General features: G+C 69.1%; 22 protein-coding genes. 10 read left to right on the top strand and 12 right to left on the bottom strand.

Features of this window, described 5'->3' with window-relative positions; all coding sequences use genetic code 11:
* The first annotated feature begins 25 nt into the window (after positions 1-25).
* Genes ACLJPX_RS20320 through ACLJPX_RS20310 form a run of 3 tightly spaced genes read left to right on the top strand, consistent with a single transcriptional unit; the run spans position 26 to position 3,122 of the window.
* Positions 26-643, top strand: coding sequence for a class I SAM-dependent DNA methyltransferase (locus ACLJPX_RS20320; protein WP_410601485.1), 618 nt, complete (start codon positions 26-28; stop codon positions 641-643).
* Between the two features lie 53 nt (positions 644-696).
* The gene (locus ACLJPX_RS20315) at positions 697-2,421 is read left to right on the top strand and encodes a hypothetical protein (protein ID WP_410601484.1); all 1,725 of its coding nucleotides are present in this window, start codon (positions 697-699) and stop codon (positions 2,419-2,421) included.
* A 14-nt stretch (positions 2,422-2,435) separates the two neighbouring features.
* Positions 2,436-3,122, top strand: a complete 687-nt coding sequence (locus ACLJPX_RS20310) for an SDR family oxidoreductase (RefSeq protein ID WP_410601483.1) — start codon at positions 2,436-2,438, stop codon at positions 3,120-3,122.
* A gap of 314 nt (positions 3,123-3,436) precedes the next feature.
* Here ACLJPX_RS20310 and ACLJPX_RS20305 read toward each other — a convergent pair whose 3' ends face one another.
* The 3 genes from ACLJPX_RS20305 to ACLJPX_RS20295 are packed head-to-tail and all read right to left on the bottom strand — an operon-like array spanning position 3,437 to position 7,187.
* The gene (locus tag ACLJPX_RS20305; RefSeq protein WP_410601482.1) at positions 3,437-4,744 is read right to left on the bottom strand and encodes an amidohydrolase family protein; all 1,308 of its coding nucleotides are present in this window, start codon (positions 4,742-4,744) and stop codon (positions 3,437-3,439) included.
* Between the two features lie 14 nt (positions 4,745-4,758).
* Positions 4,759-5,409 carry a response regulator gene (locus ACLJPX_RS20300; protein WP_101611493.1) on the bottom strand — a complete coding sequence of 217 codons (651 nt, stop codon included), beginning with the start codon at positions 5,407-5,409 and terminating at the stop codon, positions 4,759-4,761.
* Complete coding sequence (locus tag ACLJPX_RS20295) at positions 5,406-7,187, bottom strand: sensor histidine kinase (RefSeq protein ID WP_410601481.1); 1,782 nt, start codon at positions 7,185-7,187, stop codon at positions 5,406-5,408. Before ACLJPX_RS20295 ends, ACLJPX_RS20300 begins: the two co-directional genes overlap by 4 nt.
* A 181-nt stretch (positions 7,188-7,368) precedes the next feature.
* Here ACLJPX_RS20295 and ACLJPX_RS20290 point away from each other — a divergent pair, with 181 nt between their 5' ends.
* Positions 7,369-8,064 carry an ABC transporter ATP-binding protein gene (locus tag ACLJPX_RS20290; protein ID WP_410601480.1) on the top strand — a complete coding sequence of 232 codons (696 nt, stop codon included), beginning with the start codon at positions 7,369-7,371 and terminating at the stop codon, positions 8,062-8,064.
* Complete coding sequence (locus ACLJPX_RS20285) at positions 8,064-10,322, top strand: FtsX-like permease family protein (protein WP_410601479.1); 2,259 nt, start codon at positions 8,064-8,066, stop codon at positions 10,320-10,322. The genes ACLJPX_RS20290 and ACLJPX_RS20285 overlap by 1 nt, the downstream gene beginning before the upstream one ends.
* A 216-nt stretch (positions 10,323-10,538) precedes the next feature.
* Here ACLJPX_RS20285 and trmB read toward each other — a convergent pair whose 3' ends face one another.
* The 6 genes from trmB to ACLJPX_RS20255 all read right to left on the bottom strand — a co-directional run bounded on the left by trmB (position 10,539) and on the right by ACLJPX_RS20255 (position 15,517).
* The gene (trmB, locus tag ACLJPX_RS20280) at positions 10,539-11,222 is read right to left on the bottom strand and encodes a tRNA (guanosine(46)-N7)-methyltransferase TrmB (protein WP_410601909.1); all 684 of its coding nucleotides are present in this window, start codon (positions 11,220-11,222) and stop codon (positions 10,539-10,541) included.
* A gap of 43 nt (positions 11,223-11,265) precedes the next feature.
* Positions 11,266-11,817, bottom strand: a complete 552-nt coding sequence (locus tag ACLJPX_RS20275) for a hypothetical protein (protein ID WP_101611489.1) — start codon at positions 11,815-11,817, stop codon at positions 11,266-11,268.
* 159 nt (positions 11,818-11,976) lie between these two features.
* Positions 11,977-12,729 (bottom strand): hypothetical protein, encoded by a 753-nt coding sequence (locus tag ACLJPX_RS20270; protein WP_410601478.1) that lies wholly within the window; start codon positions 12,727-12,729, stop codon positions 11,977-11,979.
* The gene (locus ACLJPX_RS20265; RefSeq protein WP_410601477.1) at positions 12,726-13,646 is read right to left on the bottom strand and encodes an ABC transporter ATP-binding protein; all 921 of its coding nucleotides are present in this window, start codon (positions 13,644-13,646) and stop codon (positions 12,726-12,728) included. Before ACLJPX_RS20265 ends, ACLJPX_RS20270 begins: the two co-directional genes overlap by 4 nt.
* A 171-nt stretch (positions 13,647-13,817) precedes the next feature.
* Positions 13,818-14,549, bottom strand: a complete 732-nt coding sequence (locus ACLJPX_RS20260; protein ID WP_410601476.1) for an ABC transporter permease — start codon at positions 14,547-14,549, stop codon at positions 13,818-13,820.
* A gap of 29 nt (positions 14,550-14,578) precedes the next feature.
* Positions 14,579-15,517 carry an ABC transporter ATP-binding protein gene (locus tag ACLJPX_RS20255; RefSeq protein WP_410601474.1) on the bottom strand — a complete coding sequence of 313 codons (939 nt, stop codon included), beginning with the start codon at positions 15,515-15,517 and terminating at the stop codon, positions 14,579-14,581.
* A gap of 190 nt (positions 15,518-15,707) precedes the next feature.
* On the opposite strand from ACLJPX_RS20255, the gene ACLJPX_RS20250 reads away from it, so the two are divergent.
* Both ACLJPX_RS20250 and ACLJPX_RS20245 read left to right on the top strand, forming a co-directional pair.
* Complete coding sequence (locus tag ACLJPX_RS20250; protein WP_101611484.1) at positions 15,708-16,298, top strand: TetR/AcrR family transcriptional regulator; 591 nt, start codon at positions 15,708-15,710, stop codon at positions 16,296-16,298.
* Positions 16,288-17,199, top strand: coding sequence for an SDR family NAD(P)-dependent oxidoreductase (locus ACLJPX_RS20245; protein WP_410601472.1), 912 nt, complete (start codon positions 16,288-16,290; stop codon positions 17,197-17,199). The genes ACLJPX_RS20250 and ACLJPX_RS20245 overlap by 11 nt, the downstream gene beginning before the upstream one ends.
* A 354-nt stretch (positions 17,200-17,553) precedes the next feature.
* On the opposite strand, the gene ACLJPX_RS20240 is transcribed toward ACLJPX_RS20245, so the two are convergent.
* From ACLJPX_RS20240 to ACLJPX_RS20230, 3 genes are all read right to left on the bottom strand, one after another.
* Positions 17,554-17,964: a VOC family protein gene (locus ACLJPX_RS20240; RefSeq protein ID WP_410601471.1), complete on the bottom strand. Its 411-nt coding sequence runs from the start codon at positions 17,962-17,964 to the stop codon at positions 17,554-17,556.
* 81 nt (positions 17,965-18,045) lie between these two features.
* Complete coding sequence (locus tag ACLJPX_RS20235) at positions 18,046-18,702, bottom strand: response regulator (RefSeq protein WP_039923149.1); 657 nt, start codon at positions 18,700-18,702, stop codon at positions 18,046-18,048.
* Positions 18,699-19,892 carry a sensor histidine kinase gene (locus ACLJPX_RS20230; protein WP_410601470.1) on the bottom strand — a complete coding sequence of 398 codons (1,194 nt, stop codon included), beginning with the start codon at positions 19,890-19,892 and terminating at the stop codon, positions 18,699-18,701. The genes ACLJPX_RS20235 and ACLJPX_RS20230 overlap by 4 nt, the downstream gene beginning before the upstream one ends.
* 166 nt (positions 19,893-20,058) lie before the next feature.
* On the opposite strand from ACLJPX_RS20230, the gene ACLJPX_RS20225 reads away from it, so the two are divergent.
* From ACLJPX_RS20225 to ACLJPX_RS20215, 3 genes are all read left to right on the top strand, one after another.
* Complete coding sequence (locus ACLJPX_RS20225; protein WP_410601908.1) at positions 20,059-21,636, top strand: dynamin family protein; 1,578 nt, start codon at positions 20,059-20,061, stop codon at positions 21,634-21,636.
* Between the two features lie 124 nt (positions 21,637-21,760).
* Positions 21,761-22,240 carry a hypothetical protein gene (locus ACLJPX_RS20220; protein WP_410601469.1) on the top strand — a complete coding sequence of 160 codons (480 nt, stop codon included), beginning with the start codon at positions 21,761-21,763 and terminating at the stop codon, positions 22,238-22,240.
* Positions 22,237-22,893 (top strand): TetR/AcrR family transcriptional regulator, encoded by a 657-nt coding sequence (locus ACLJPX_RS20215; protein ID WP_410601467.1) that lies wholly within the window; start codon positions 22,237-22,239, stop codon positions 22,891-22,893. The genes ACLJPX_RS20220 and ACLJPX_RS20215 overlap by 4 nt, the downstream gene beginning before the upstream one ends.
* Positions 22,894-22,895: the final 2 nt, after the last annotated feature.

Below are 22,895 nucleotides of genomic sequence, written 5' to 3'. Positions count from 1 at the left end.
GTGGGTGCCGCTAGCGTCGCCCACCGTGACCACTCACCTCGATGCCACCCGCGAGTCCTACGACACCGTCGCCGAGGACTACGCGGTGCGGGTCGGACAGCTCTTCGACCAGGAGCCGATCGGCCGCGCCATGCTCGCCGCGTTCGCCGAGCAGGTGCGTGGCCCGGTCGTCGACGTCGGCTGCGGTCCTGGCCACGTCACCGCTCACCTGGCGTCACTCGGCCTCGACGTCACCGGTGTCGACTTGTCGCCGAAAATGGTCGAAATCGCCCGCCGTGAGTACCCTGACCTGCGGTTCTCCGTGGGCTCGATGACCGCTCTCGAGGTCCCGGACGGCGAACTGGGCGGCCTCGTCGCCTGGTGGTCGATCTTCCATCTGCCGCCCGAGGTGCTCCCGGCGGTGTTCGCGGAGTTCCGCCGCACGCTCGTGACCGGCGGTCGCCTGCTGGTCGGATTCCACGTCGGCGACGAGCGGCTGAGCCCGGAGACGGCGTACGGCCACCCGGTCACCTACGACGCGTACCTGCTGGATCCCGGCAGGGTCGCCGAGCTGCTGGGCCAGGCCGGTTTCGAGGTCACCGCGCGGCTGACCATGGAAGGGAGGAAGCTGCCACAGTCCTGCTTGTCCGCCCGGGCGGTTTGACTCGCGGCCCGCGGACCTGATGTCCTGCGCACGCAACCGAGCCGGGCGGGGCCATGACGCAGACGAGCACGACCACGGGCGAGAACACGCCCGACTGGCCTTCGCGCACCTGGTTCCGGCGGCCGTCGACCTGGACTTGGTTCGGTTTCGGCCTGGTGCTGATGGTCTACGCCGACCTCGCCTGGCGCCGCCGCTGGATGAGCGACGACGGGCTGATCGTGCTGCGGACGGTCCGTCAGATTCTCGCGGGCAACGGGCCGGTGTTCAACATCGGCGAGCGGGTCGAGACCAACACCAGTCCTTTGTGGACGGCGATCCTGAGTGTGTTCGGGCTGATCCCGGGAGTTCCGCTGGAGTGGATCTCCGTGATCACCGGGCTGGTCTTCTCAGTCGCCGGGCTGTTCTTCGGCCTGGACGGCGCCCGGCGGCTCTACCAGCCGCTGGCGTTCCACGGACTCGCGCCCGCCGGGGCGCTGGTGGTCTGCGCGTTGCCGCCGTTCCGCGACTTCGCGACGTCCGGGCTGGAAACCGGCCTGATCACCCTGTGGCTGGGCGGCACCTGGTGGCTGCTCGTCCGTCGTCTGTCCACAATGGATGAACTGCGCACCTGGCCGGTCGCGCTCGTCGCCGGGCTGGGGCCCCTGGTCCGGCCGGATCTCGCGCTCTTCAGCGGTGTCGCCTTGGTGGCGCTGGTGGTGCTTCTGCGGCCGGGACTTCGCCCCGCGCTGGTCCTGTTGGCCGTGGCGGGCGCGCTTCCGTTGGCGTATCAGGTGTTCCGGATGGGCTACTACGGCTTGCTGACGCCGAACACCGCGTTGGTCAAGGAGGCATCGGAGGCGAACTGGGGCCGAGGTTGGGCGTACCTCGCCGATCTCTTCCAGCCGTACTGGCTCCTGCTCCCGGTCCTCCTGCTCGCCGCCGCGTTCCTCACCATGAAGTCCACTATGGACAGAACCTTCGCGGTGCTGACCGCGGTCCCGCTCGTGGGCGCGGTGCTGCTTTCGCTGTACGTGATCAGGGTCGGCGGGGATTTCATGCACGGGCGCATGCTGCTTCCGGCGCTGTTCTGCCTGCTGCTGCCCGTGCTGGCGCTGCCGGTGACCAGGGTGACCACCGCGTTCCTGCTGGCCGTCGGGATCTGGGCGTTCGTGGCGGCCGGTTCGCTTCGCCCGCCGTATTCCGCCGAGCCGCGTGCCGTCGGCGTCACCGACGAGCGGTCGTACTGGTCGCGGGCGACCGGACACGAACATCCGATCCTGGCCGAAGACTACGCCGACCACCCGTCGATGCCGTCGGTACTGAGCGCCGTCCTCGGCGTGGAAGGCCCGGCGGTGCTGATCCAGGACTACGCGACCAGGCGCTGGTACGCGTATCCGACGGACCGGCCGTACGTGACGGTCGCCGCGGACAGCATCGGCGCCCTCGGCCAGCTGATCCCGCTCGACCTGCGGCTGCGCGACGGTTACGGCCTCGCCAACCCGTTCGCCGCGCACTCGACGTCACTCCCCGACGGCCGGACCGGGCACCAGAAATGGCTGCCCCCGGTGTGGGAACTGGCGAATTCGGCGCGGCTTCCGATCGCCGAGGGCGGCCCGGTCCGCGCCAAGGACGTCGCCGCCGCGCGGGTGGCGCTCAGCTGCCCGGAGCTCGTGGCGATCGACGTGTCGGTGCGGGATCCGCTGACGGCGGGCCGGTTCGCGGACAACCTCATCGGCTCGTTCGCGCGCGGCTCCGTGCGGTTCCCCCGGGTGGCGTCGCCGCCGGTCACCTGCGGGTGACTAGCGTGACGGCCATGGCTGATCTTCCCCTCGCCCTCGTCACCGGTGCCACCCGCGGAATCGGCGCCGCCGTCGCCCGCGCGCTCGCCTCCACCCACCGGCTGCTGCTCGGCGGCCGCGACGCCGACGCGCTCGGGGAACTGGCGGGCACGCTGCCCGACGCGAGGCCGTGGCCGGTCGAACTGACCGATGCCGAGGCACTGGAGACGGCGACCGCCGAGTTCGGCGAACTGGACGTGCTGGTGCACTCGGCGGGCGTCGCGCGCCTCGGCACGGTCGAGACGGCCACCGACGCCGACTGGCGGGCGAACTTCGAGGTCAACGTGCTCGCGGTCGTCACGCTGACCAGGCAGCTCCTGCCCGCGCTGCGTGCCTCGAAGGGGCACGTCGTCGTGATCAACTCGGGCGCCGGACAGAACGCGCGTCCGGGCTGGGGCCCGTACGCGGCGAGCAAGTTCGCCGTCCGCGCCTTCGCCGACGCGCTGCGGGACGAAGAAACCGCCCTGCGGGTGACGTCGATCTACCCCGGCCGCACGGACACCGAGATGCAGCAGGCGATCATCGCCGACGAAGGCCGCTCGTACGAGCCGGAACGCTTCCTGCGCCCCGAATCCGTCGGGGCCGCCGTCCTCGCCGCGGTCTCCGCCACCGGCGACGCCCACCCGACCGACGTGATCCTCCGGCCCCGAGGCCTGGTCTAGCCGCTGCACTGCTCTCCGCTGCTTCCGCGGCCCGCTGTTCCCAATGTCGCATTTGAGTCGCTGAGCGTCTCAGATTCGGCATTGGCTCACGCATGTCTTGAAGGGCACCTTTGGGACGTTGAGCGTCCCAAAGGTGCCCTTCAAGACACCCGCGACCTCCCTGAAGCACCCTCGCGACGCCAGTTGTCCACACCGCCTCACCGTTGTGGACAACCCGCCCTCACCAGGCACTTTCCCCCGGTCCCGCCCCCACGGTCCCGATAGACTGGCCTCGGGGCCGCCCCCTGGGACGGGTGGGGGGCTGCGTAGGTGAGTTAAGAGCGCAGGCGCGTGGAGGTTTCGGCTACTTCGGCCTGCACCTTGGCGCGGTCCACCCGCAGGGATTCGCCGTCGCCGACGACCTGCTCGCCCGCCACCCACACGTCGCGCACGCGGCGCGAGCCCGCGGCCCACACCAGGTTCGAGAGCAGTTGCTCGTCCGGGACGTCGATGCCCGCCGCGAAGGCCGGGTCGTCGAGGTCGACGTGCACCAGGTCCGCCCACCGGCCGCTTTCCAGCGCGCCGATGTCGTTCCGGCCCAGCGCGTCCGCGCTGCCGCGGGTGCCGAGCAGGAAGGCGTCGGCCGCGGTCAGCACGGTCGATTCGCCGGTCGCGAGCCGCGCGAACATCGCCGAGAGCTGCAGTTCCTCCCACAGGTCGATGTCGTCGTTCGACGCAGGGCCGTCCGTGCCCAGCCCGATGGCGACACCGGCCTTCCGAAGCTCCGTGACCCGCGCGATGCCCGAAGCGAGCTTCGCGTTCGAGCCCGGGCAGTGCGCCACCCCGACCCCGCGCGCGGCGAACAGCGCGATGTCTTCGTCCGACAGGTGGATGGCGTGCGCGGCCAGCGTCCGGCCCCGCAGCATCCCGATCTTCTCCAGCAGCGCGGGCACCGAGCCGTGCTTTTCACGCTGCTTGACGTCTTCGAGCGCCGCCTCGGCCACGTGGATCTGCACCAGCGCACCGCGTTCCGCCGCCGATTCCGCGGTCGCGCGCAGCGCCTCTTCGTTCAGCATGTACGCCGAGTGCGGCCCGTAGCCGACCTCGATCCGCTCGCCGGGACCGAACCGCAGGCCGTCGGTGTCGATCCAGCGTTCGATGCCCTTCAGCATCGCGCGCCAGTCCATCCCCGGCAGTTCCATGATCGGCGGGCCCAGCACCACCCGGCCACCGGTGGTGAGCACCGCGTCGGCGAGCTGCTCGCTTTCGAAGTACATCTCCGCGCTGGTCGTGACACCGTGCCGCAGCATCTCGACCGAGCCCAGCATCATGCCGGTGCGGATGTCGGCGGGCTTCAGCTTCGCTTCGGTGGGCCAGATGATCTCGGTCAGCCACCGCAGCAGCGGCAGGTCGCCGCCCATCCCGCGCAGCAGCGTCATCGGGCTGTGCGCGTGCGCGTTGACCAGACCGGGCAGGAGGAGACCGCTCAACCGGGTCACGGGAGCGGACGTTTCGGGAGCCCCGGATACCGGGCCGACATGGGTGATCCGCCCCGCCTCGTCCACGTCGACCACGGCGTCACGCAGCAACGAGCAGGCGGGGTCGGCGGGGAGAACGACAGGTGCGTGGAAACGGCGTTGCATGAAGGGAGCTTAGGTCAGTCCACTACACCGCTCCGCCACGCCCAGGCAGCGATCTCCACCCGGTTCCGCGCACCCACCTTGCCCTGCACCGACGCCAGATGCGTCTTCACCGTCGAAAGCGACAGGAACAGCTCGGCCCCGATCTCGGTGTTCGTCAGCCCCTTCGCGGCCGCCTTGACCACGTCCAGCTCCCGTGCGGTCAGCGGCTCCGAAGGCGGGCTGACGTCGCGTTTCACCGTCCCGCCGTCGAAATGCTTCAACAGCCGGACGGTGATCTGTGGCGACACCAGGGCGTCCCCGCGCGCGGCCGCGCGCACCGCTTCGATCAGCAGCGCGGGCCCGGCGTCCTTCAGCAAGAACCCGCTCGCGCCGTTCCGCAGCGCGGTGTGCACGTACTCGTCGAGGTCGAAGGTCGTGACCACCACCACCTTCAGCGGATCGACGACGTCCGGACCCGCCAGCTGCTTGGTGACCTCGAGCCCGTCGATCCCCGGCATGCGGATGTCCAGCAGGCAGACGTCCGGGCGCAGTTCACGCGCCTTCGCCACCGCCGAGACACCGTCCGCCACGTCGGCGACCACCTCGATGTCGTCATGGCTGTCCAGGATCATCCGGAAGCCGATCCGCACCATGTCCTGGTCGTCGGCGATCAATACCCGGATCACTCTTCTCCTTCAAGTGGTAGCCACGCTTCGACGCGCCATCCGCCGCCCGGCGCGCGTCCGGCGGAGAGCCGGCCGTGCAGCAGGGCGACACGTTCGCGCATCCCGATCAGACCGTAGCCGCCCGACCCGCCCACCGGACGGCGCTCCGGCTCGCGTCCGTCATCGGTCACCTGGAGGTGCAGTTCGTTCCCGGTCACCTCGGCGATCACCAGCGTCTCCTTCGCGCCGGACGCGTGCTTGCCGACGTTCGTCAGCGACTCCTGCACCAGCCGCAACGCCGACCGCCCGACCTCGTGCGGCACGTTCGGCGGCAGTTCGAGCTTCATCGACGTCTTCACACCGTGGTTCGCCCGTTCGATCAGCGTCCGCAGGTCGGCGGCGAGATCGGTGGTGGCCTGTTCGCTGAACTCGCTGCTCCCGGCCGGGGCGTCCCCGCGCATGCTCCGCACGAGACGCCGCATCGCCGCGAGCGCCTCCACTCCGGCGTCCTCGATCCGGCCCATCGCCTCGACCGCGACCTGCGGGTTCTTCTCGCCCATCATCTTCGCCGCCTGTGCCTGCACGACGATCCCGGTGACGTGGTGGGCGACGACGTCGTGCAGTTCGCGCGCCAGCGCCATCCGTTCCGACGTCTGCGCGTCGCTGATCGCGGACTGGATGACCTGCGTGCGCTCCGAGTCCCGCGAACGCATCGCCAGGCCGATGGCCACCGAGATGCCGAGCAGCAGTAGCGCGGCGACCCCGTATCCGGCGATGTCGTCGGGGTCCGTCATCAGCCTGGAAGTCGGCCGTTTGGTGTTGAGGATCGAGGAAACCGCGACGACTCCGGTCAGCACCGCGAGCCGTGGCAGGGCCTTGGCCAGCCCGACCGTGCGGACCAGCGCGACGACCACTCCCATCCCCGCGACGATCTGCGTCCCCGGCACGCCGCCGGGCAGCGGGTAGTGGTAGCCGAGCCGGAGGAACGGTGTGACCATCGTGGAAAGCAGCATGACGGCGGCGAGCGCGACTATCGCGTCGGCCGGCCGCCGTGGCGCGGCGACCGCGATGATCGCGGCGACTATCGAGCAGGCCAGGATGGGCAGGCCGTGCGCCCCGCTGGTGTAGGTGAAGTTGAATTCCAGGATCAGCGCGATGCCCAGCATGCCGATGAGCGGCCACTGGCCCATCACCAGCTTGTTGAGCTTCTGCAGCTTCTCGTGGCTTTTCGGATTCGCCGTGCGGTCGCGCCCGAGAATCGCGAAGACCAGCGTGCCGCCCAGCAGGATGCCGCCGAACAGCATCGCCTGCGCCATGGTGCCGCTTGAGCCGCTGTAGTAGCTGTAGGTGTACCGGCCGGACACCGCGGTCAAGGTGGCCAGCACCAGCCCGGAGATCACGGCGAACGCCACACCGGGCCGCGTCCGGCGCGCCGCGTAGAACAGGATCTCCACTCCCGCCACCACCTCGGTGATGGACAGGTGGGTGAGCACGCTCGAGTACGTCGGGATGGTGAAGTACCGGACGACCAGCGTGTACGCCACCAGCACGACCGAAGCCGCGACGGCGGCGACGGCGGCCCGCTTCTGTGCCCAGAGCGCGCAGAACACCATCGCGAAGATGCCGGGGAACAGCAGCAGGTCGATGCCACGGGGGCCGGCGTCGTCGAACGAGGCGTCGGTGATGAAGGCCAGGTCGAACGCGAGCGCGGCCAGCAGGACGACAGCGGGCATGCCGATACGTCGCGCGAGCGCACTCGCCCGTGCGTAGAACTTGTTTTGGGATGGACCTGCTGTCACACCGTGACGGTAGAGGATCCGCCGCCGTCCGCACCTTGGCCGACCGGTCCGACCCACCTCGGCCGATCGGCCGATGCGCGCGTGATCAGCACTGGCCGTCTGCCCGAAGTGGACACAGGTGGTTCACGGCGAAGCTCTTCCCCGAAGCAGAACGACAAGTGACTGACTAGGGAGAATCACGGTGGTAGATCCACAGTGGACAGGGCAGCCGGTGCTTTCGGGCCGTGGGCTGGTGAAGCGGTACGGCACTCAGCACGCGCTGGCCGGGATCGACATCGACATCCAGGCGGGTGACGCGGTCGCCATCGTCGGGCCCTCCGGCTCCGGCAAGACTTCCCTGCTGCACGTACTCGCCGGGATCCTCCGCGCCGACTCCGGGCAGATCTTCCTCGCCGGGCAGCGGGTCGACCAGCTCAACGAGCGCAAGCGCAGCGAGCTGCGGCGCACCGAGTTCGGCTTCGTGTTCCAGTCCGGCATGCTCGTCGCCGAATTGAGCGCCGAGGAGAACGTCGCGCTGCCGTCGCTGCTGAGTGGCAAGGGCCGTAAGGAATCCATCGAGGCGGGCCGCGAATGGCTGGCGAAGCTCGGCCTCGAGGGCAAGGAGAAGCGCCGCCCCGGCGAGCTCTCCGGCGGTGAGGCGCAGCGCGTCGCCATCGCACGGGCGCTGACGCACCGGCCGAAGGTGATCTTCGCCGACGAGCCGACCGGCGCACTCGACACCCGCACCGGCCGCGCCACCATGGACGCGCTGCTCTCGGCGGCAGCCGACAGCGGCGCCGCGGTGATCGTCGTGACGCACGACCGCGAACTCGCCGAAGCCATGCCGCGCACCGTCTCCATCCGCGACGGTCTGATCGCGACGAGGTTGGCCGCGTAATGAACAGCTTCCAGCTGGCCATGCGGGTGCTCCGGGTCGACCGCCGGACCCGCACGTCGGCCATCCTCACCGCGGTCGGGGTCGCCGTCGCGACCAGTCTGGTGCTCCTGCTGGCCTCCCTCCCGGGTGCCACGCAGGCCCGCTCACAGCGGGCGATCTGGCAGGACATCTACAGCTACAACGCGCCTTCGAGTTCGGGTGACACGGCCAAGCCGTCGGGCCCGCTGCTGATGGCGGCGAACAAGGACTACTCGGGTGGCCGCGAGATCATCCGCGTCGACATCGCCCAGACCGGCACGGCGCCGATGCTCAGCCTCCCGCCGGGCATCCCGAAGCTGCCGGCCCCTGGCGAGTCGATCGTTTCGCCCGAACTCGGCAAACTGATCCAGTCGACGCCGCAGGCCCAGCTCGGGGACCGGTTCGGCAAGCTAGTCGACTCGCTCGGCCCGGATTCGCTGATGTATCCGGAGCAGCTGGTCGCCGTCGTCGGCCACACCCCGGAGTCGATGCCGCAGTCGGCGCTCGCCGCGGACGGCTTCCCCAACAAGCAGGCGAAGCCCGATCCGATGCTCGAACTGCTCGCTTGGGTCGGCGTCATCGTCCTGCTCGTGCCGAGCCTGGTGCTCGTCGCGTCTTCGGCCCGGCTCACCGCCGCCCGGCGTGAGCTGCGGATGGCGGCGCTGCGGCTGGCGGGCGCGACCCCGGGGCAGGTGACGAAGATCGTCGCCGCCGAGACGGCGTTGTCCGCCGTGGTCGGAGCCCTGCTCGGCATCCTCGTGGCACCGGCGCTCCAGGGCCTCTCGACGTTCGTCCCCTGGGCCGGTGGAACCTGGCTCGCGTCGGACTTCAGTCTTTCGCTCGGCTCGACCATCGCGGTCGCCGTGACGATTCCGCTCCTGGTCGTCTTCGCCGGCGTCCTCGGCATCCGCCGCGTGCTGAAGACGCCGCTGTTCGCGGCTTCGGCGCACGCTCGCAAGCCACTGCACTGGTGGCGGCTGCTCGCGGTCCCGGTGGCCGGTGCCTTCTTCCTCTTCGCGGTCACCCAGGACAACGCCAGCCTGCCGATGGTGATGTTCGGCCTGTTCCTGCTGGTCGGATCGGCCGCGATCATCGGGCCGTGGGTCACCTCCGCGGTCGGCGGAACGTTCGTCCGGGTCTGGCGCAAACCGGCTTCGCTGCTGGCCGGGCGCAGGCTCCGTGACGATCCGAAGAGCGCCTATCGCGCCACGGCGGGTGTCGTGCTCGCGGTGTTCACCGGCTCGATGGCGCTCACACTGCTGCCCTCGTTCGAGTCGATGGCGGGCGGTGGCCGGACCTTCAAGGACAACGTCCTCTACGCCGAGAGCGACGCGACCCACGCGCGGCAGATCGCCGAGGGGACCAACGCCTCCCTCGCCCGCAACGGGATCACCGACAAGGCCCTCGCGGTCGGCCAGGTCTACCTGTCCACCGGCGAGCCGGGCACTCGCGGCCAGACGCTGCAAAGGGCCTTCGTCATGACCTGCGAGGACGCCACGAAGCTGCTGCGGGTGAACATCGGCGGCGCCTGCGGTCCGGAACCCGCGATCTACAGCAGCCACAAGCTCGACCCGGCGTCGTACAGCGTGACGGCGGACTACGACAAGGCCGGCCCGCAGCTGAATCCGCAGGCTCCGATGCGCCTCTACCCGGAAGGTGACGAGGACACGTCGAGCACGATCGTGATCGACCCGGCCCTGGTCCCCGCGGGCGTCCAGCTGGAGCGGTTCGACGTGGTCGTGCCGACGACCCCGGCGAACGGCGAGGTCGTGCGGACCGCGCTGGTCGGGGCGGCACCGGGCCAGGAGGTCGTCAGCCGTGGCCTGCACCTGATCGGCCAGCAGCAGGAGCTGGGCGACCTGCGCCGGGTCACCGTGATCGGCCTGATCGCCGCCGGGGTGCTCGCCGGCTGCAGCGCGGCCGTCGCGACCGCCGGTTCGGTGATGGACCGCCGCCGCACCTTCGGAGCGCTCATCGCGGCCGGGACACCGGTCCGGGTGCTGGCGAGGGCGCTGCGGATGGAAGCGGCCCTGCCCGCGATGGTGGCCACCATCGGCGCGGGTGTGGTCGGGATCGGAGTCGGCGTCGGGCTCTACAGCATGGTCGAGAAGGACCCGGTCGTGCTGAGCCCGTGGCTGCTGGCGCCCGTGGTGCTGGGAATCGGGGTGGCGTTGCTCGGGGCATCCGTCTCGACCCCGGCGCTCAAGCGGGTGCAGTCGGAGCCGCTCGCCGAGGAGTAAAAGGTTCGCCCGAATGGCGTCATGGCGCCGGGGCGAGCAGGTCTCGTGGGTGGAGTCGGAGGTAACCACCCACGAGCCGGGTGCCCGGTCATCCCTCTGTCGGGGGATGGATGAACGGGCACCGGGGATGCGCAGGGGGCATCCCAAGGCACGGGGGTGTCGAGAAAGGGCCGGTCAAGGACGTGGGGACGTCCCTGACCGGCCCTTTCAGGCGTTTTAGACCCGTTCGAAGATCAGGTCGTGCGAGATCCGGCCTTCGACGTCGGCGCGGTTCTCGAACTTCGTGACCGGACGCCACTCCGGGCGCGGGGCCCAGCCGCCGGGCTCGCCGGCGTGGCGGTTGCGCAGGAGCGGCTCGGCCGAGCAGACCTCCATCATCTGCTCCGCGTAGTTCTCCCAGTCGGTCGCCATGTGGAAGGTCCCGCCCGGCGCGAGCCGCGAGGCCACCAGCGAGACGAACCCGGGCTGCACGATCCGCCGTTTGTGATGCCGCTTCTTCGGCCACGGGTCCGGGAAGAACAGCCGGACCCCGGACAGCGAGCCCGGTTCGACGTGCGCCGTCAGCAGCACGACGGCGTCACCGTGCATCAGCCGCAGGTTCTTCACCCCGAGCTTCTCCGCGCGCAGCATCAGCTGGCCCAGCCCGGGTTCGTACACCTCGACCGCGACGTAGTTGAGTTCCGGCGCGGCGGCCGCGAGCTGAGACGTGGTCTCGCCCATCCCCGAGCCGATCTCCACCATGACCGGGGCCTGCCTGCCGAACCAGTCGCCGAAATCCACCGTGCCTTCGGGCAGTTCGCCGACCGTGCGGCCGAGCGACGGCCAGAGGTCGTCCCAGGCTCGCTGCTGCCCGACGGTCATCCGGCCGCCGCGTTTGACATAGCTGACCACGCTGCGCATCCGTGGCTGGTCCTCGTTTTCCACCCGCCCATTAAACGTGGGGTTACCGGACGGCTTCGAACTCCCCCAGCCGTGAGCGCAGGCCGGCGAATCCGGCGACCGGGATCGGCGGTGGCGTCGTGCTGGAATGGGCGGGGAGAACGTCGATCCAGCCGTCGTGACGGCTGGTGTTCAGCACCGTGGTCGGGATCGAATGACCGGACGCACCGCGTTCGGAAGGCATGAACTCCCAGTAGCCGGATTCTCCGTCCGCGGCCCACGGGACGAATTCCCAACCGGGCCGCCTGCCGAGCAGGCCCGCGATGCGGTCTTCGATGCGGAAACCGAGTTCCCGCGATTCGAGCCTGCCTTCCACGACGGCGCGAAGCCACCATGGTGCGGGGATTTCCCCGTGCATTCCACTGGACGCGCGGTACAGCGCGACAACGAGATCTTCGGGTGCGCGGTGCACCCAGGCGCGGCGAATATCGGATGGCCGGGTCGCGGACGCCACCGTGCGGGGCAGTTCGATCGCCTGTGACCATTCGAGGTCGAGCATGGGCTCGAGCCGGGGCTGCATACTTTCCGTGCGGGCTTGCGGGATCGTGCGTTCCACTCCCTGACCGGAATCCACCGTCAAGGATCACCTCCGGGGCCGAGAGCCGAAAATAGGCTCATCCCGAGCATCGCCCGGTCAGGAACAGTATGTCCGCATCCTGTGAGAGAAGCCACAGGCTCTTAACGTGGACTTAACTCCTTTGGAGGCGGTAAAAGCTCACGCATCCCTTCGATGGGTGATCATCAGCCCGGCCGTATAGACAATCACGCAGATACCAGCGAAATAAGCCAAATAGCCCCAGGGACCCATCGGGGGTTCGAGTTTCATCATCGAAACCGTCAGATCCGATCCGGAAAACTGATTCGCCGCGAAGAACGGCATCCACTGGTAGATGTCGTCGCCCACGCGCGGAATCAGCAGGACGAGACCTTCGATCAACTGCGTCCAGACCAACGCGAACCCGAGGGCGAACGCGGGGCTGCGGAACAGCAGGCCGAGCCCGACGCCGAGCAACCCGGTCAGCGCGAAGGTCAGCCCCTGGCCAGCCACCGCGCGCCAGTCGGCGGCGGCGGTCAGCCCCAGGTCGGCGCCCGGTTTGATCAGGTACGCGATCGCCCAGGAGCCGAAACCCACCAGCAGCCCGATCAGCCCCGAGAACACGCCGACGACGGCACCCTTCGCCAGCAGGGCGGGCACGCGGGACGGCACCGCCTGGAAGGTGAGCTTCAGCGTGCCCCAGTTGAATTCCGTCGCCGCCGCGAGAATGGCGAGGATCAGCACCACGGTGCGGGCGAGCGCGCCGGCGATCTGGGTCGAGTCGACGCCGGTCTGTCCCTCCAACGGAACGAAACCGAAGAACAACGCGGTGTAGGCGAGCGCGACCACGATCGCGATACCCGCGCACCACCAGGGCGCGCGTGTGCTCAGCAGCTTGATCCGCTCCGCGCGGAGCATGTTCGCCGCGGTCATCGGACGACCTCCGGGACCTGGCCGGTGCCGTATTCGACGGCTTCGGCGGTGAGTTGCATGTACGCCTGTTCGAGCGAGCCGGCGAGCGGCTTCAGTTCGTGGAGGGTCGCGCCCGCGGCGAACGCGAGCTCGCCGATGTGGTCGCTGTCCATTTCGGACACGATGAGCGCGCCGTCCTCTTCGCGGAATTCGGCGCCCTTGCCGGTCAGCGCCTCCCTCAGCTCGGGCAGCTGCGGGCTGCGGACCCGCACCCCGAGGCCCTTCGCGCGGCCGACGAAGTCTTCCATCGTGCCCTGGTAGATCAGCTTCCCCCGGCCGATCACGACGAGGTCCTGCGCGGTCTGCGCCATCTCCGGCAGCAGGTGACTGGACACGAACACGGTGCGGCCCTCGGCGGCGAGCGCGTGCATCAGCTGCCGGATCCACACGATGCCTTCGGGGTCGAGCCCGTTGACCGGTTCGTCGAACAGCAGGACGCGCGGGTCGCCCAGCAGCGACGTCGCGATCCCGAGCCGCTGCGACATCCCGAGCGAGAACTGCCCGGCCCGTTTGCCCGCGACCGACCCCAGTCCGACCAGATCGAGTACCTCGTCGACGCGCTTGTCGGGCAGGCCGTTGGTCGCGGCGATCCACCGGAGGTGTTCGCGGGCCGTCCGGCCGGGGTGCCGCCAGGTGGCGTCGAGCATGCCGCCGACCGTCCGAAGTGGATCACGCAGCTCGCGGTAGGGCTTGCCGTCGATGGTGACCGAGCCCGACGTGGGGTTGTCGAGCCCGAGCATCATCCGCATCGTGGTGGACTTGCCCGCCCCGTTGGGGCCGAGGAAGCCGGTCACCCGCCCCGCTTCGGCGGTGAAGGAAAGGTCGTTCACGGCGATCTTGTCGCCGTAGCGTTTCGTGAGTTTGGTGGCCTTGATCATCGGCCCTCCCTCCGGTGGATTCCGACATTACCCAACGTGCCGCCGCGAGGCCCGACGGGAAAGGACCGGGCTGCCCCCCGATAGGCGGCCCGGTCCTTGTTCCCCTTTTTCTCCCCGTCCGGTCGCCCGCTCCCCCGAGCCGTGCGACCGGCTTCTCCCCTGTGGAAGTCCTTACGCGTCGCGCTTGTTCGCGACGACCAGCGAGATGACCAGCAGGATCGCGGCGAAACCGGCGAAGTAGGCCAGCGCCCCGCCTTGGCTCAGCGACGATTGGGCCGCGGCGGATCCCGTGCCGTTGAGGAACCTGTCGGCGACGCGGAACGGCATCCACTCGTAGATGTCCTTGCCGATCTTCGGGATGAGCCGGATCAGGTTCTCCACCGCGAGGGCGTAGATCAGCAGGAGCGAGATGGCGCCGGCGCTGTGCCGGATCAGCACGCCGATGGCGACCGCGATCACCGAGGCGAGGGCGAACACCACGCCCACGCCGGCGACGCTGACCCACTCCACGGTGGTGTTCAGCGCGAGATCTTCCGGCCGCATGACCGAGGCGAGGCCCCAGGCACCGAACGCCGCGACCTCACCGATCACGAGCGAAAGGAGCGCGACGACGCCGGTCTTGGCCAGCAGCGCCGAGGTGCGGTTCGGCACGGCCTGGAAGGTGGTCCGGATGGTGCCGAAGCGGTATTCGGTGGTCACCGAAAGCGCGGCGAGCACCATGATCACGGCCATCCCGAAGCCGTAGCCGAACTGGGTCAGGCTCACGTCGGTGAGTTCACCGGCGGGTGCGGCACCGGAGACGATGGCGGCGAAACCGATCACGACCGCCAGTGCGGCCAGCGCGCACCACCAGGGTGAGCGTGTGGTGAACAGCTTGATGCGTTCCACGGCGAGCAGAGTCATGGCGTTTCTTTCCTCAAAAGAGTGGTTGGCTACTGGGCGGCGGCGACCACTTCGGCGGCTTCGGTTTCGAGACCGGTGTGGTACTCGACCGAATCGCCGGTGATCTGCATGAAGGCCTGCTCCAGGGAGCCGGTCTGCGGGCTGAGCTCGTGCAGCACGATCTGGTTGGCCGCGGCGATCTCACCGATCTTGTCACTGTCCAAACCGGACACGACGAGCGCTTTGCCGTCGTCGGTGACCTGGGCGCTCGCCTGGCTCAGCACGGTGCGCAGCGCGGGCAGTTGCGGCGAACGGACCTTGACCGTGTTCTCGGCGGCCCGCGACACGAAGTCTTCGGTGGAGGACTGGGAGATCAGCTGCCCCTTGCCGATCACGATCAGGTGGCTCGCGGTGAGCGCCATCTCCGAAAGCAGGTGCGAGGAAACGAACACCGTGCGGCCTTCGTCGGCCAGCCGGTGCATGAACTTGCGGATCCAGAGGATGCCCTCGGGGTCGAGGCCGTTGACCGGCTCGTCGAAGAGGAGGACCTCCGGGTCGCCCAGCAGGGCCGCCGCGATCCCCAGTCGCTGCGACATGCCGAGGGAGAAACCACCGGCGCGCTTTCCGGCGACGCTGGTGAGCCCGACGGTTTCGAGCACCTCTTCGACCCTGGTCGCCGGGATCTTGTTGGACTTCGCCATCCACTGCAGATGCGCCCGCGCCGACCGGTTGGGGTGCACCCACTTCGCGTCCAGCAGCGCGCCGACCGTCCGCAGCGGGTCCTTCAGCTCGCGGTAGAGCTTGCCCCCGATGCGCACCTGGCCCGACGTCGGATTGTCGAGGCCGAGGATCATCCGCATGGTCGTCGACTTGCCCGCCCCGTTCGGGCCGAGGAATCCGGTGACCTCCCCTCCCGCGACGGAGAAGGACAGGTTGTTCACCGCCAGTGTCTTGCCGTACCGCTTGGTGAGGCCCACTGCCTCGATCATGTCTGCTCCCCTCGGCGACTGCGAGAACAATCGTCGTCCATGTGGGTGGTCGAGCGCGTCATCCTGAGGTGCCAACCTGGTACCCGACCTGAGAAGTAGCTTGCCGTCTCCGGACGTCGTACGCGATCGGGGATACCCCTGAGAGTGACCCTGAATCGCCGGGGTTAATGAACCGTGGTTCAATAATCGTATGGCGAGGCCGCGCACCATCACCGACGAACGACTGCTGAAGGCGGCGGAGACCGTGATCGGCATGGTCGGCCCGGGTTTCACGCTGGCCCAGGTGGCGGCGGAGGCCGGGGTCGCGGTCGGCACGGTCGCCCAGCGATTCGGCTCGAAAAACGGTCTTTTGCAGGCGTTGAGCCGGGCGAACACGGAGTCCGTCGTAGGGCGGATGCGGGAATGCGGCGAGCTGGCCGATCCCGTGGAAGGTCTGCGGGCCGCGGTCGTCGTGATCTACGAGGGCGTGGGTTCGGCGGAGACCGCGGCGAACCACCTCGGGCAGCTGGGGGTGGACATCGGGGATCCGGAACTCCGTGCCCTGTTGGGTGAACATTTCACCGCCGTGGAAGCGGAAATACGACGGCTGGCGCGCGCCGCGGCGCGTGACCTGCCGGGTGCGCCGGGTGTCGTCCGTGCGGCGAGGGTGCTGCTCGGGGTGGCGAACGGGGCTTCGCTGGACTGGTCGATCCGGCCGAAGGGCCGGTTCGTCGACCGCGTGGGGCAAGACGTGGACGCGGTGCTGACCGCGTGGAAGGGACGTGTCCGAAGTGGATCATAAAGTTGCCGTGGTCGCGGGGGCGACGCGAGGATGTGGCCGCGCGATCGCGGTGGAGCTGGGCAGGCTCGGCTGGACGGTGTTCGTCACCGGCCGCACGACGCGGGAGCACCAGTCACCGATGAAGCGGTCGGAGACGATCGAGGACACCGCCGAGCTCGTCGACGCGGCGGGAGGATGGGGAATCGCCGTCCGGACCGACTTCACCGACGTGTCCGATGTGGACGCGCTGAAGCGCCGGATCGAGTCCGAAGTGGACGGCCGGATCGACCTCCTGGTCGACGACGTCTGGGGCGGCGACCCGTTCGCGGATTTCGAGCGGGCGTACTGGGACTCCAGTCTCGACGACGCGCTCACGCTGGTGCACAACGCGATCGACACGCATTTGATCGCGTTGCACCGGCTTCTCCCGCTGGTCGTGAAACGGGAGGGTGGTCTCGTCATCGAGGTCACCGACGGTGATCACGACGAGTACGTCGGCGCGGGGATCCCGTACTTCCTCGCGAAGTCCGGCATCCGCGCGATCGGCAGGGCACTGGGCGCCGAACTGAAGAAGTACGGCTGCGTCGGCATGACCGTCACGCCGGGCTTCCTGCGGTCGGAGTCGATGCTCGACCACTTCGGGATCACCGAGGAGACGTGGCGGGACGCGGTGGGCAAGGCGGCCCCGGTCGACTTCGCCATCTCGGAGACCCCGACGCTGCTCGGGCGCGGTGTCGCGAAACTGGCGACCGACCCGGAGGTCTCGCGGTTCGCGGGCAAGACGCTGGCGTCGTGGACGCTGATGAACGAGTACGGCCTGACCGACGTCGACGGCTCGCGCCCCGACTTCGGCAAGTGGATGGCCGAAGTCAGGGACACGGGCAAGGATCCGGAGACGGCCGACCACACCCTGTACCGCTGAGATCGGGCTGGCCGGTCGAGTAGGGGGTGGGTCCGGTGCCCAGGGGCGTGTCGCCCAGGCTCTCCTCTGCGGTACATGAAGGCCCCCTTCCTTGCGCCTAGGTACAGGAAGGGGGCCTTCATGTACTCGGGGAAAGGTGTGAAGCTGAGTCGAGGGCAGGGGTCCCTCACGCGCCGCCGCCCGTGACTGCTGGCTGGCGCCGCCGCCCGAGGCTTCGGAGGGTGATCACGTAGTCCGTGAAGGCCTCCTTGCCTACCTTCAAGGTAGGCAAGGAGGCCTTCACGGACCTGCGACCGACTCCTGCCACAACCAGCAGGTACCTAAGACCCCTTCGGCTCTAACCCGAATCGCCACTCACTTCCCGGCCAGCACGTCCAGGTAGTGCTGGTTGAACATGACGCCGAGGACGTTGCCGAAGGGGTCGATGACCGCCCCGGTCACGAAGCCGGGCCCGCGCTCGATGATCGGCTCGTACTCCTTCGCGCCCTTCTCGAGCAGCGTCGCGAAGGCTTCTTCGACGTTGTCGACGGCCCAGTTCGCGATCGCTCCACCGGGACCGGGCTGGGCCAGCGGCGGCCGGTAGTCGCGGCGGACCAGGCCGAACTCGTGCTGGTAGTCGCCGATCCGGAACTCGACGTACGCCGGCTTGTCGTCGGGACCGTTGCGGACGAAGTACGGCTCGATCCCGAAGAGGTCCGAGTACCACTCGATCGCGGCGGCCATGTCGTCGGCGTAGAACGTGGTGGTGGTGAGACCTCGCAGCATTTCCTTCTCCTCCGGTAGTGGCTCTGGAGACAAGGATCCACCGCAAAGTGCTCACCGAATGACCACTTTTCCGCGGGATTCTCAGGTGACCCCGGGACGCGCCAAACCGGTCTCGTAGGCGAGCACCACGGCCTGCACCCGGTCGCGCAGATCCAGTTTGGACAGGATCCGCCCGACGTGCGTCTTCACCGTCGCCTCGGACAGGAACAGCGTCTCGGCGATCTCCAGGTTCGAGAGGCCCTTCGCGATCAGCACGAGCACCTCCCGCTCCCGTTCGGTGAGGACGTCGAGTTCGGCCGCGTCCCGCATCGGCTTCCCGCCGCCGCCGACGAACCGGTCGAGCAGCCGCCGCGTCACCGACGGCGAGACCACGGCGTCGCCCGAAGCGACCGCTCGCAGCGCCGAGACCAGGTGATCCGGCTGCGTGTCCTTCAACAGGAACCCGCTCGCCCCGCCCTGCAGCGCCGAGTAGACGTACTCGTCCAGGTCGAACGTCGTCATCACGAGCACCCGCGCCGTCCCGGCCTCGACGATCCGCTTCGTCGCCTCGACCCCGTCCAGCACCGGCATCCGGACGTCCATCAGCACGACGTCCGGCCGCAGTTCCTCCGCCATGCGGATCGCCTGCGCCCCGTCGCCCGCCTCGCCGACGACATCGATGTCCGCCTGCGCGCCCAGGACCATCCGGAACCCGACGCGCATCAATTCCTGGTCGTCGACGACCACCACTCGGATCACGTCGCCAACCTAACCGGGAGCCTCGCGTGCACTTGCCACCCTCCACCGGGAGCGGGTCCGACCTCCAGCGTGCCGCCGAAGACGTTCGCCCGTTCCCTCATTCCGATCAATCCGTTCCCACCGGGGACCGAGAGTCTCCGCGGTCCTGCCGGTGCGGCATGTGACGCCGTCTTCGTGGCGGTGGGCACCAGCTGTTTCGCGCGGCCGGCGCCGTCGTCGGTGACCCGGACGTCGATCACGTCCGCCTCCCGGCGCACCAGCACTTCCGCCTGCGCGCCCTGGCCCGCGTGTTTCAGCGTGTTCGTCAGCGACTCCTGGACGATCCGGTACACGCCGAGCGAGACACCGGCGGGCAGCCCGACCAGTGCGTCGGCGCCGATCGCCAGCGTCACCGGCACCCCCGCCTGGCGGATGCGGTCCGCGAGGTCGGTCAGCGCGCTCGCGTCCGGCTGCGGCACGCGCGGCTCGTCGTCACCGTCGCTGCGGAGCACGTCCAGCAGCCGCCGCAGTTCGGCGAGCGCGCCGCGGCCGGTCTCCGAAATCGTCTGCAAGGCCCGTTTCGCCATCTCGGGATTCCCGTCGACCGCGTAGGACGCGCCGTCGGCCTGCACGACCATCACGCTCACCGCGTGTGCGACGACGTCGTGCAGCTCACGGGCGATCCGTCCGCGTTCTTCACCGACGGCGATCCTGGTCGCCTGGTCCCGTTCCGTCTCAAGTAGATGCAACCTGGCTTCCACCTCCTCGTGATAGGCGCGCCTCGCGCCTGCGAATTCGCCGAGCGTCCAGCACAGTGCGGTGGAGAAGACACCGATGATCACCAGTACCCAGAAGTCCTCGGGCGGGTCGACCCACAGCTGGACCGCCGACGTGACGAGGGTCGCCAGCAGGTACAGCAACCCCTGCTTGCGACCGACGTAGACGAGCACCGAGTAGATGCTGATCATCACCCCGAACGCGCTGGCCACGCCCAGCTCCAGGGCGCCGTGCGGGATGCTGATCGCCAGCACCAGGTATGCCGACCACAGCGTGGCCTTCCGCCGGAAGACCAGCGGGGCGACCATCGCGATGTCCAGCGGAAGCACCACGTACCAGGGCGGCATCGGGACTTCCGGCGTCTCGACCGCCGCCACGAAGAACAGCAGGTCGGTCAGCAACAGGACGACGGCGATGAAACTGTCCCCGGCCATGGGGTGAGCACGCATCCAGAGGCTTAACCGTCGCACCTGGTAACACTATGTCGGCCATGGCCGCTCGCGCGTCGGTCGCCGGTACCACCTTCGGTGCGACCCGAGGATGAGCGGCATGGCACGATTCGACCCGGCAGGCTTTGACGACTGGGAGGGGACAGGCGCCGTGACGTCACCGACGGAACAGGGCCGTCTCGCCGGCCCGCTGTCGATGTCGGTGGCGAACCTCTGTCATCGCCTCCAGCCGCAGGTGTCCGCGCGGACCGCGGCTGGTTTCGCCGAGGTGCTGCGCAGACTGGGCGGTCCGCTCCAGGTCGCCGTCGCCGGCCGGATCAAGTCGGGGAAGTCCACACTGGTCAACGCCCTGATCGGGCGCCGGGTCGCGCCGACCGACGTCGGCGAGTGCACCCGGCTGGTGACCAGGTTCCAGTACGGCACCGTCGACCGCGTCGAGATCGTCTTCAACGACGGCCGCAAGCAGGTGCTGCCCTTCGCCGCCGACGGGATGATCCCGGCCGAGCTGGGCATCGACATCGAGAAGGTCTCGCATATCGAGGCGTACCTCACCAACGCGGTCCTGCAGGGCATGACCGTCATCGACACCCCCGGCCTCGGCTCGCTCGACGCCGCGTCGGTGTCGCGGACCGAGCAGTTGTTGGGTGCGGCGAAGCACCGGAAGCCTGAAGACGAGGAAGAAGACGAAGAGGGCTCCGACGAGCTCGACGACACTTCGCGCAACGCCGTCGCGGGCGCCGAGGCTGTTCTCTACGTGGTTACGCAGGGCGTGCGCGCCGACGACCAGCAGGCGCTCGCCGCGTTCACCGCCGCGACCGCGAGCCGCGAGGCGGGTCCGGTCAACGCGATCGCGGTGCTCAACAAGGCGGACACCATCGCGCCGGAGTCGGTCGAAGGCTCGGGCGGCGACGTGTGGAAGGCCGCGACGCTGCTGTCGGAGAAGCAGGCCTCGACGCTGAAGCCCCGCATCGCGGACGTCCTGCCGGTGATCGGGCTGATCGCGGAGTCGGCGGAGTCCGGCGGGTTCACCTCCGGTGACGCCGAGGCGCTGCGCCAGCTGTCCGAGATGGACGACGACATCCTCGAGACCATGCTGATCTCGGCCGACATCTTCACCAGCTGGGACTGTGACGTCGCGGCGGGCGTCCGGCTGCGGCTACTGGAGAAGCTGGACCTGTTCGGCGTCCGGTACGCCGTGGAAGCGATCCGCAAGGAACCCGAGATCACCGCGGGCTCGCTGCGGCGGAAGCTGCTCGACGCCTCCGGCCTCGAAGCCGTCCGCCAGCGGTTGAGCATCGTCTTCGCCGCCCGCGCCGACGGCATCAAGGCGGCCGCCGCGCTGGCCTCGGTCACCGCGCTGGCCCATGCCTCGGGTGACCCGGCCGAACGGCAGCGCGTCCATGACGCGATCGAGGTCCTGCTCGCCAAGCCCGAGGCGCACCAGCTGCGGCTGCTCGAAGCGCTCACGCTGGTCGCGTCCGGCGCGGTCGACATGCCCGAGGACCTGTCCGAGGAGGTCCTGCGGGTCGGCAGCAACGCCGACATCGGCGCCCAGCTCGGCAAGCCGGGTGCTCCCCGGACCGAACTCGCCGCCCACGCCCTCGAACGGGCCGGCTGGTGGCGCTCCTTCGCCTCCTTCGGCGCGACGCCCGCCCAGAGCCGCGTCGCGCACGTCGTCCACCGGGCGTACTTCCTCATCTGGCAGCAGATCCGCGACCCGCAAGCCTGACCCCCGCGTTTCGTCCTCTAGTTGCGGTACTTGCACGCGCAAGTACCGCAACTAGAGGACGAAACGCGGCCTGTTCCCGGACCCGGGATTGATAAACCGAGCGCTCGGTCTAATAATGGACCCCATGGAAACGATCGTCGACGAGCCCCAGTGGCTGCGCACGGCCTCCTGGCTCGGCTGCCCGCTGGTGGGCGCCGCGCTCGGCTGGTTCCTCCAGTCGATCGCGGACTGGGTGGTCTCCCTGAGCTGGGTCCCGTTCAAGGGCCCGTTCCAGCTCGTCTCGGACATCCCCGACCCGTGGGGCCCGCTCGCCGGGGCGGGCGCCGGGCTGGTCCTCGGCCTGCTGTTCGCCGCGGTCTGGGCGCACGAGCGGCTGATCGTCAAGGTGACGCCGACCCGCATCACCCTCACCGTCAAGGGGCGCACCCGCGCCTACGAGGCCAAGCTGCAGGCCGTCTTCCTCGACGGCAAGGAGCTCGTCCTGCTCGCCGCCGACGGCCGGGAACTGGCGCGGGAGAAGGGTGACGTCGACCGCACGGCCGTCGCCAAGGCCTTCACCGAGCACGGCTACCCCTGGCACACCGAGCCGCCGGCGGTGAAATGAGGACGGTCGACCCGGCCAAGCACGAGGCGAAACGCCGCGCCATCCTCGACGCCGCCGCGTGGTGCTTCTCGGAGAAGGGCTTCGAGAAGACCACGACGGCGGAGATCTGCCGTACCGCGGGGATCAGCACCGGCAGCCTGTTCCACTACTTCCCGAACAAGCGCGCGGTGTTCGTCGGCATCTTCGAGCAGGACGGCGACGAAACGGCGGCCCTGGTCACGGCCGCCGGCGAACTCGAAGACCCGTGGGAGGCGATCCTCCAGGTCATCGCCCACATGTCCGAGCAACTCCTCCATCCTGTCGCGGCCAAGCTCGTGCTCGAGGTCGCCGCGCAGTGCGCCCGCGATCCCGAACTCGCCGAACTCGTCCAGGGCAACGATCGCGTCCTGCGCGACGCCCTGGTCGGTCTGGTGGCCCGTGCGGTGGAAATGGGCCGGATCGATCCCGGCTTCGACCCGAAAACAGCGGCCAGCTGGCTCGTCGCGTTGATCGACGCACCACTCTCCCGCGTGATTCTGGAGCCGGACCTCGATCCGGCCGCGGAACTCGCGGTGATGAAGGTGCTGATCACCAGATTCCTTCGCCCCGTTCTGCCGATTTCGCCCCCGGCAGGCGGGGAAGTATCCGACACTGGTGAAATCTCTCCGGGCTGATC

The sequence above is a fragment of the Amycolatopsis sp. lyj-90 genome (genome assembly GCF_046549035.1).
Classification (GTDB): Bacteria; Actinomycetota; Actinomycetes; order Mycobacteriales; family Pseudonocardiaceae; genus Amycolatopsis.
Note: the sequence above shows the minus strand (reverse complement) of the source record. Positions and strands in the feature narration are given on the sequence as shown.

What these genes read in the sequence shown, in the direction of transcription:
- ACLJPX_RS20240 (WP_410601471.1), bottom strand. Translation starts at nt 17,964, where the DNA reads ATGCTGCGAGGTCTCACCACCACCACGTTCTACGCCGACGACATGGCC.
- ACLJPX_RS20220 (WP_410601469.1), top strand. Translation starts at nt 21,761, where the DNA reads ATGGAAACGATCGTCGACGAGCCCCAGTGGCTGCGCACGGCCTCCTGG.
- ACLJPX_RS20255 (WP_410601474.1), bottom strand. Translation starts at nt 15,517, where the DNA reads ATGATCGAGGCAGTGGGCCTCACCAAGCGGTACGGCAAGACACTGGCG.
- ACLJPX_RS20315 (WP_410601484.1), top strand. Translation starts at nt 697, where the DNA reads ATGACGCAGACGAGCACGACCACGGGCGAGAACACGCCCGACTGGCCT.
- ACLJPX_RS20250 (WP_101611484.1), top strand. Translation starts at nt 15,708, where the DNA reads ATGGCGAGGCCGCGCACCATCACCGACGAACGACTGCTGAAGGCGGCG.
- ACLJPX_RS20310 (WP_410601483.1), top strand. Translation starts at nt 2,436, where the DNA reads ATGGCTGATCTTCCCCTCGCCCTCGTCACCGGTGCCACCCGCGGAATC.
- ACLJPX_RS20305 (WP_410601482.1), bottom strand. Translation starts at nt 4,744, where the DNA reads ATGCAACGCCGTTTCCACGCACCTGTCGTTCTCCCCGCCGACCCCGCC.
- ACLJPX_RS20215 (WP_410601467.1), top strand. Translation starts at nt 22,237, where the DNA reads ATGAGGACGGTCGACCCGGCCAAGCACGAGGCGAAACGCCGCGCCATC.
- ACLJPX_RS20260 (WP_410601476.1), bottom strand. Translation starts at nt 14,549, where the DNA reads ATGACTCTGCTCGCCGTGGAACGCATCAAGCTGTTCACCACACGCTCA.
- ACLJPX_RS20230 (WP_410601470.1), bottom strand. Translation starts at nt 19,892, where the DNA reads ATGGCCGGGGACAGTTTCATCGCCGTCGTCCTGTTGCTGACCGACCTG.
- ACLJPX_RS20265 (WP_410601477.1), bottom strand. Translation starts at nt 13,646, where the DNA reads ATGATCAAGGCCACCAAACTCACGAAACGCTACGGCGACAAGATCGCC.
- ACLJPX_RS20285 (WP_410601479.1), top strand. Translation starts at nt 8,064, where the DNA reads ATGAACAGCTTCCAGCTGGCCATGCGGGTGCTCCGGGTCGACCGCCGG.
- ACLJPX_RS20270 (WP_410601478.1), bottom strand. Translation starts at nt 12,729, where the DNA reads ATGACCGCGGCGAACATGCTCCGCGCGGAGCGGATCAAGCTGCTGAGC.
- trmB (WP_410601909.1), bottom strand. Translation starts at nt 11,222, where the DNA reads ATGCGCAGCGTGGTCAGCTATGTCAAACGCGGCGGCCGGATGACCGTC.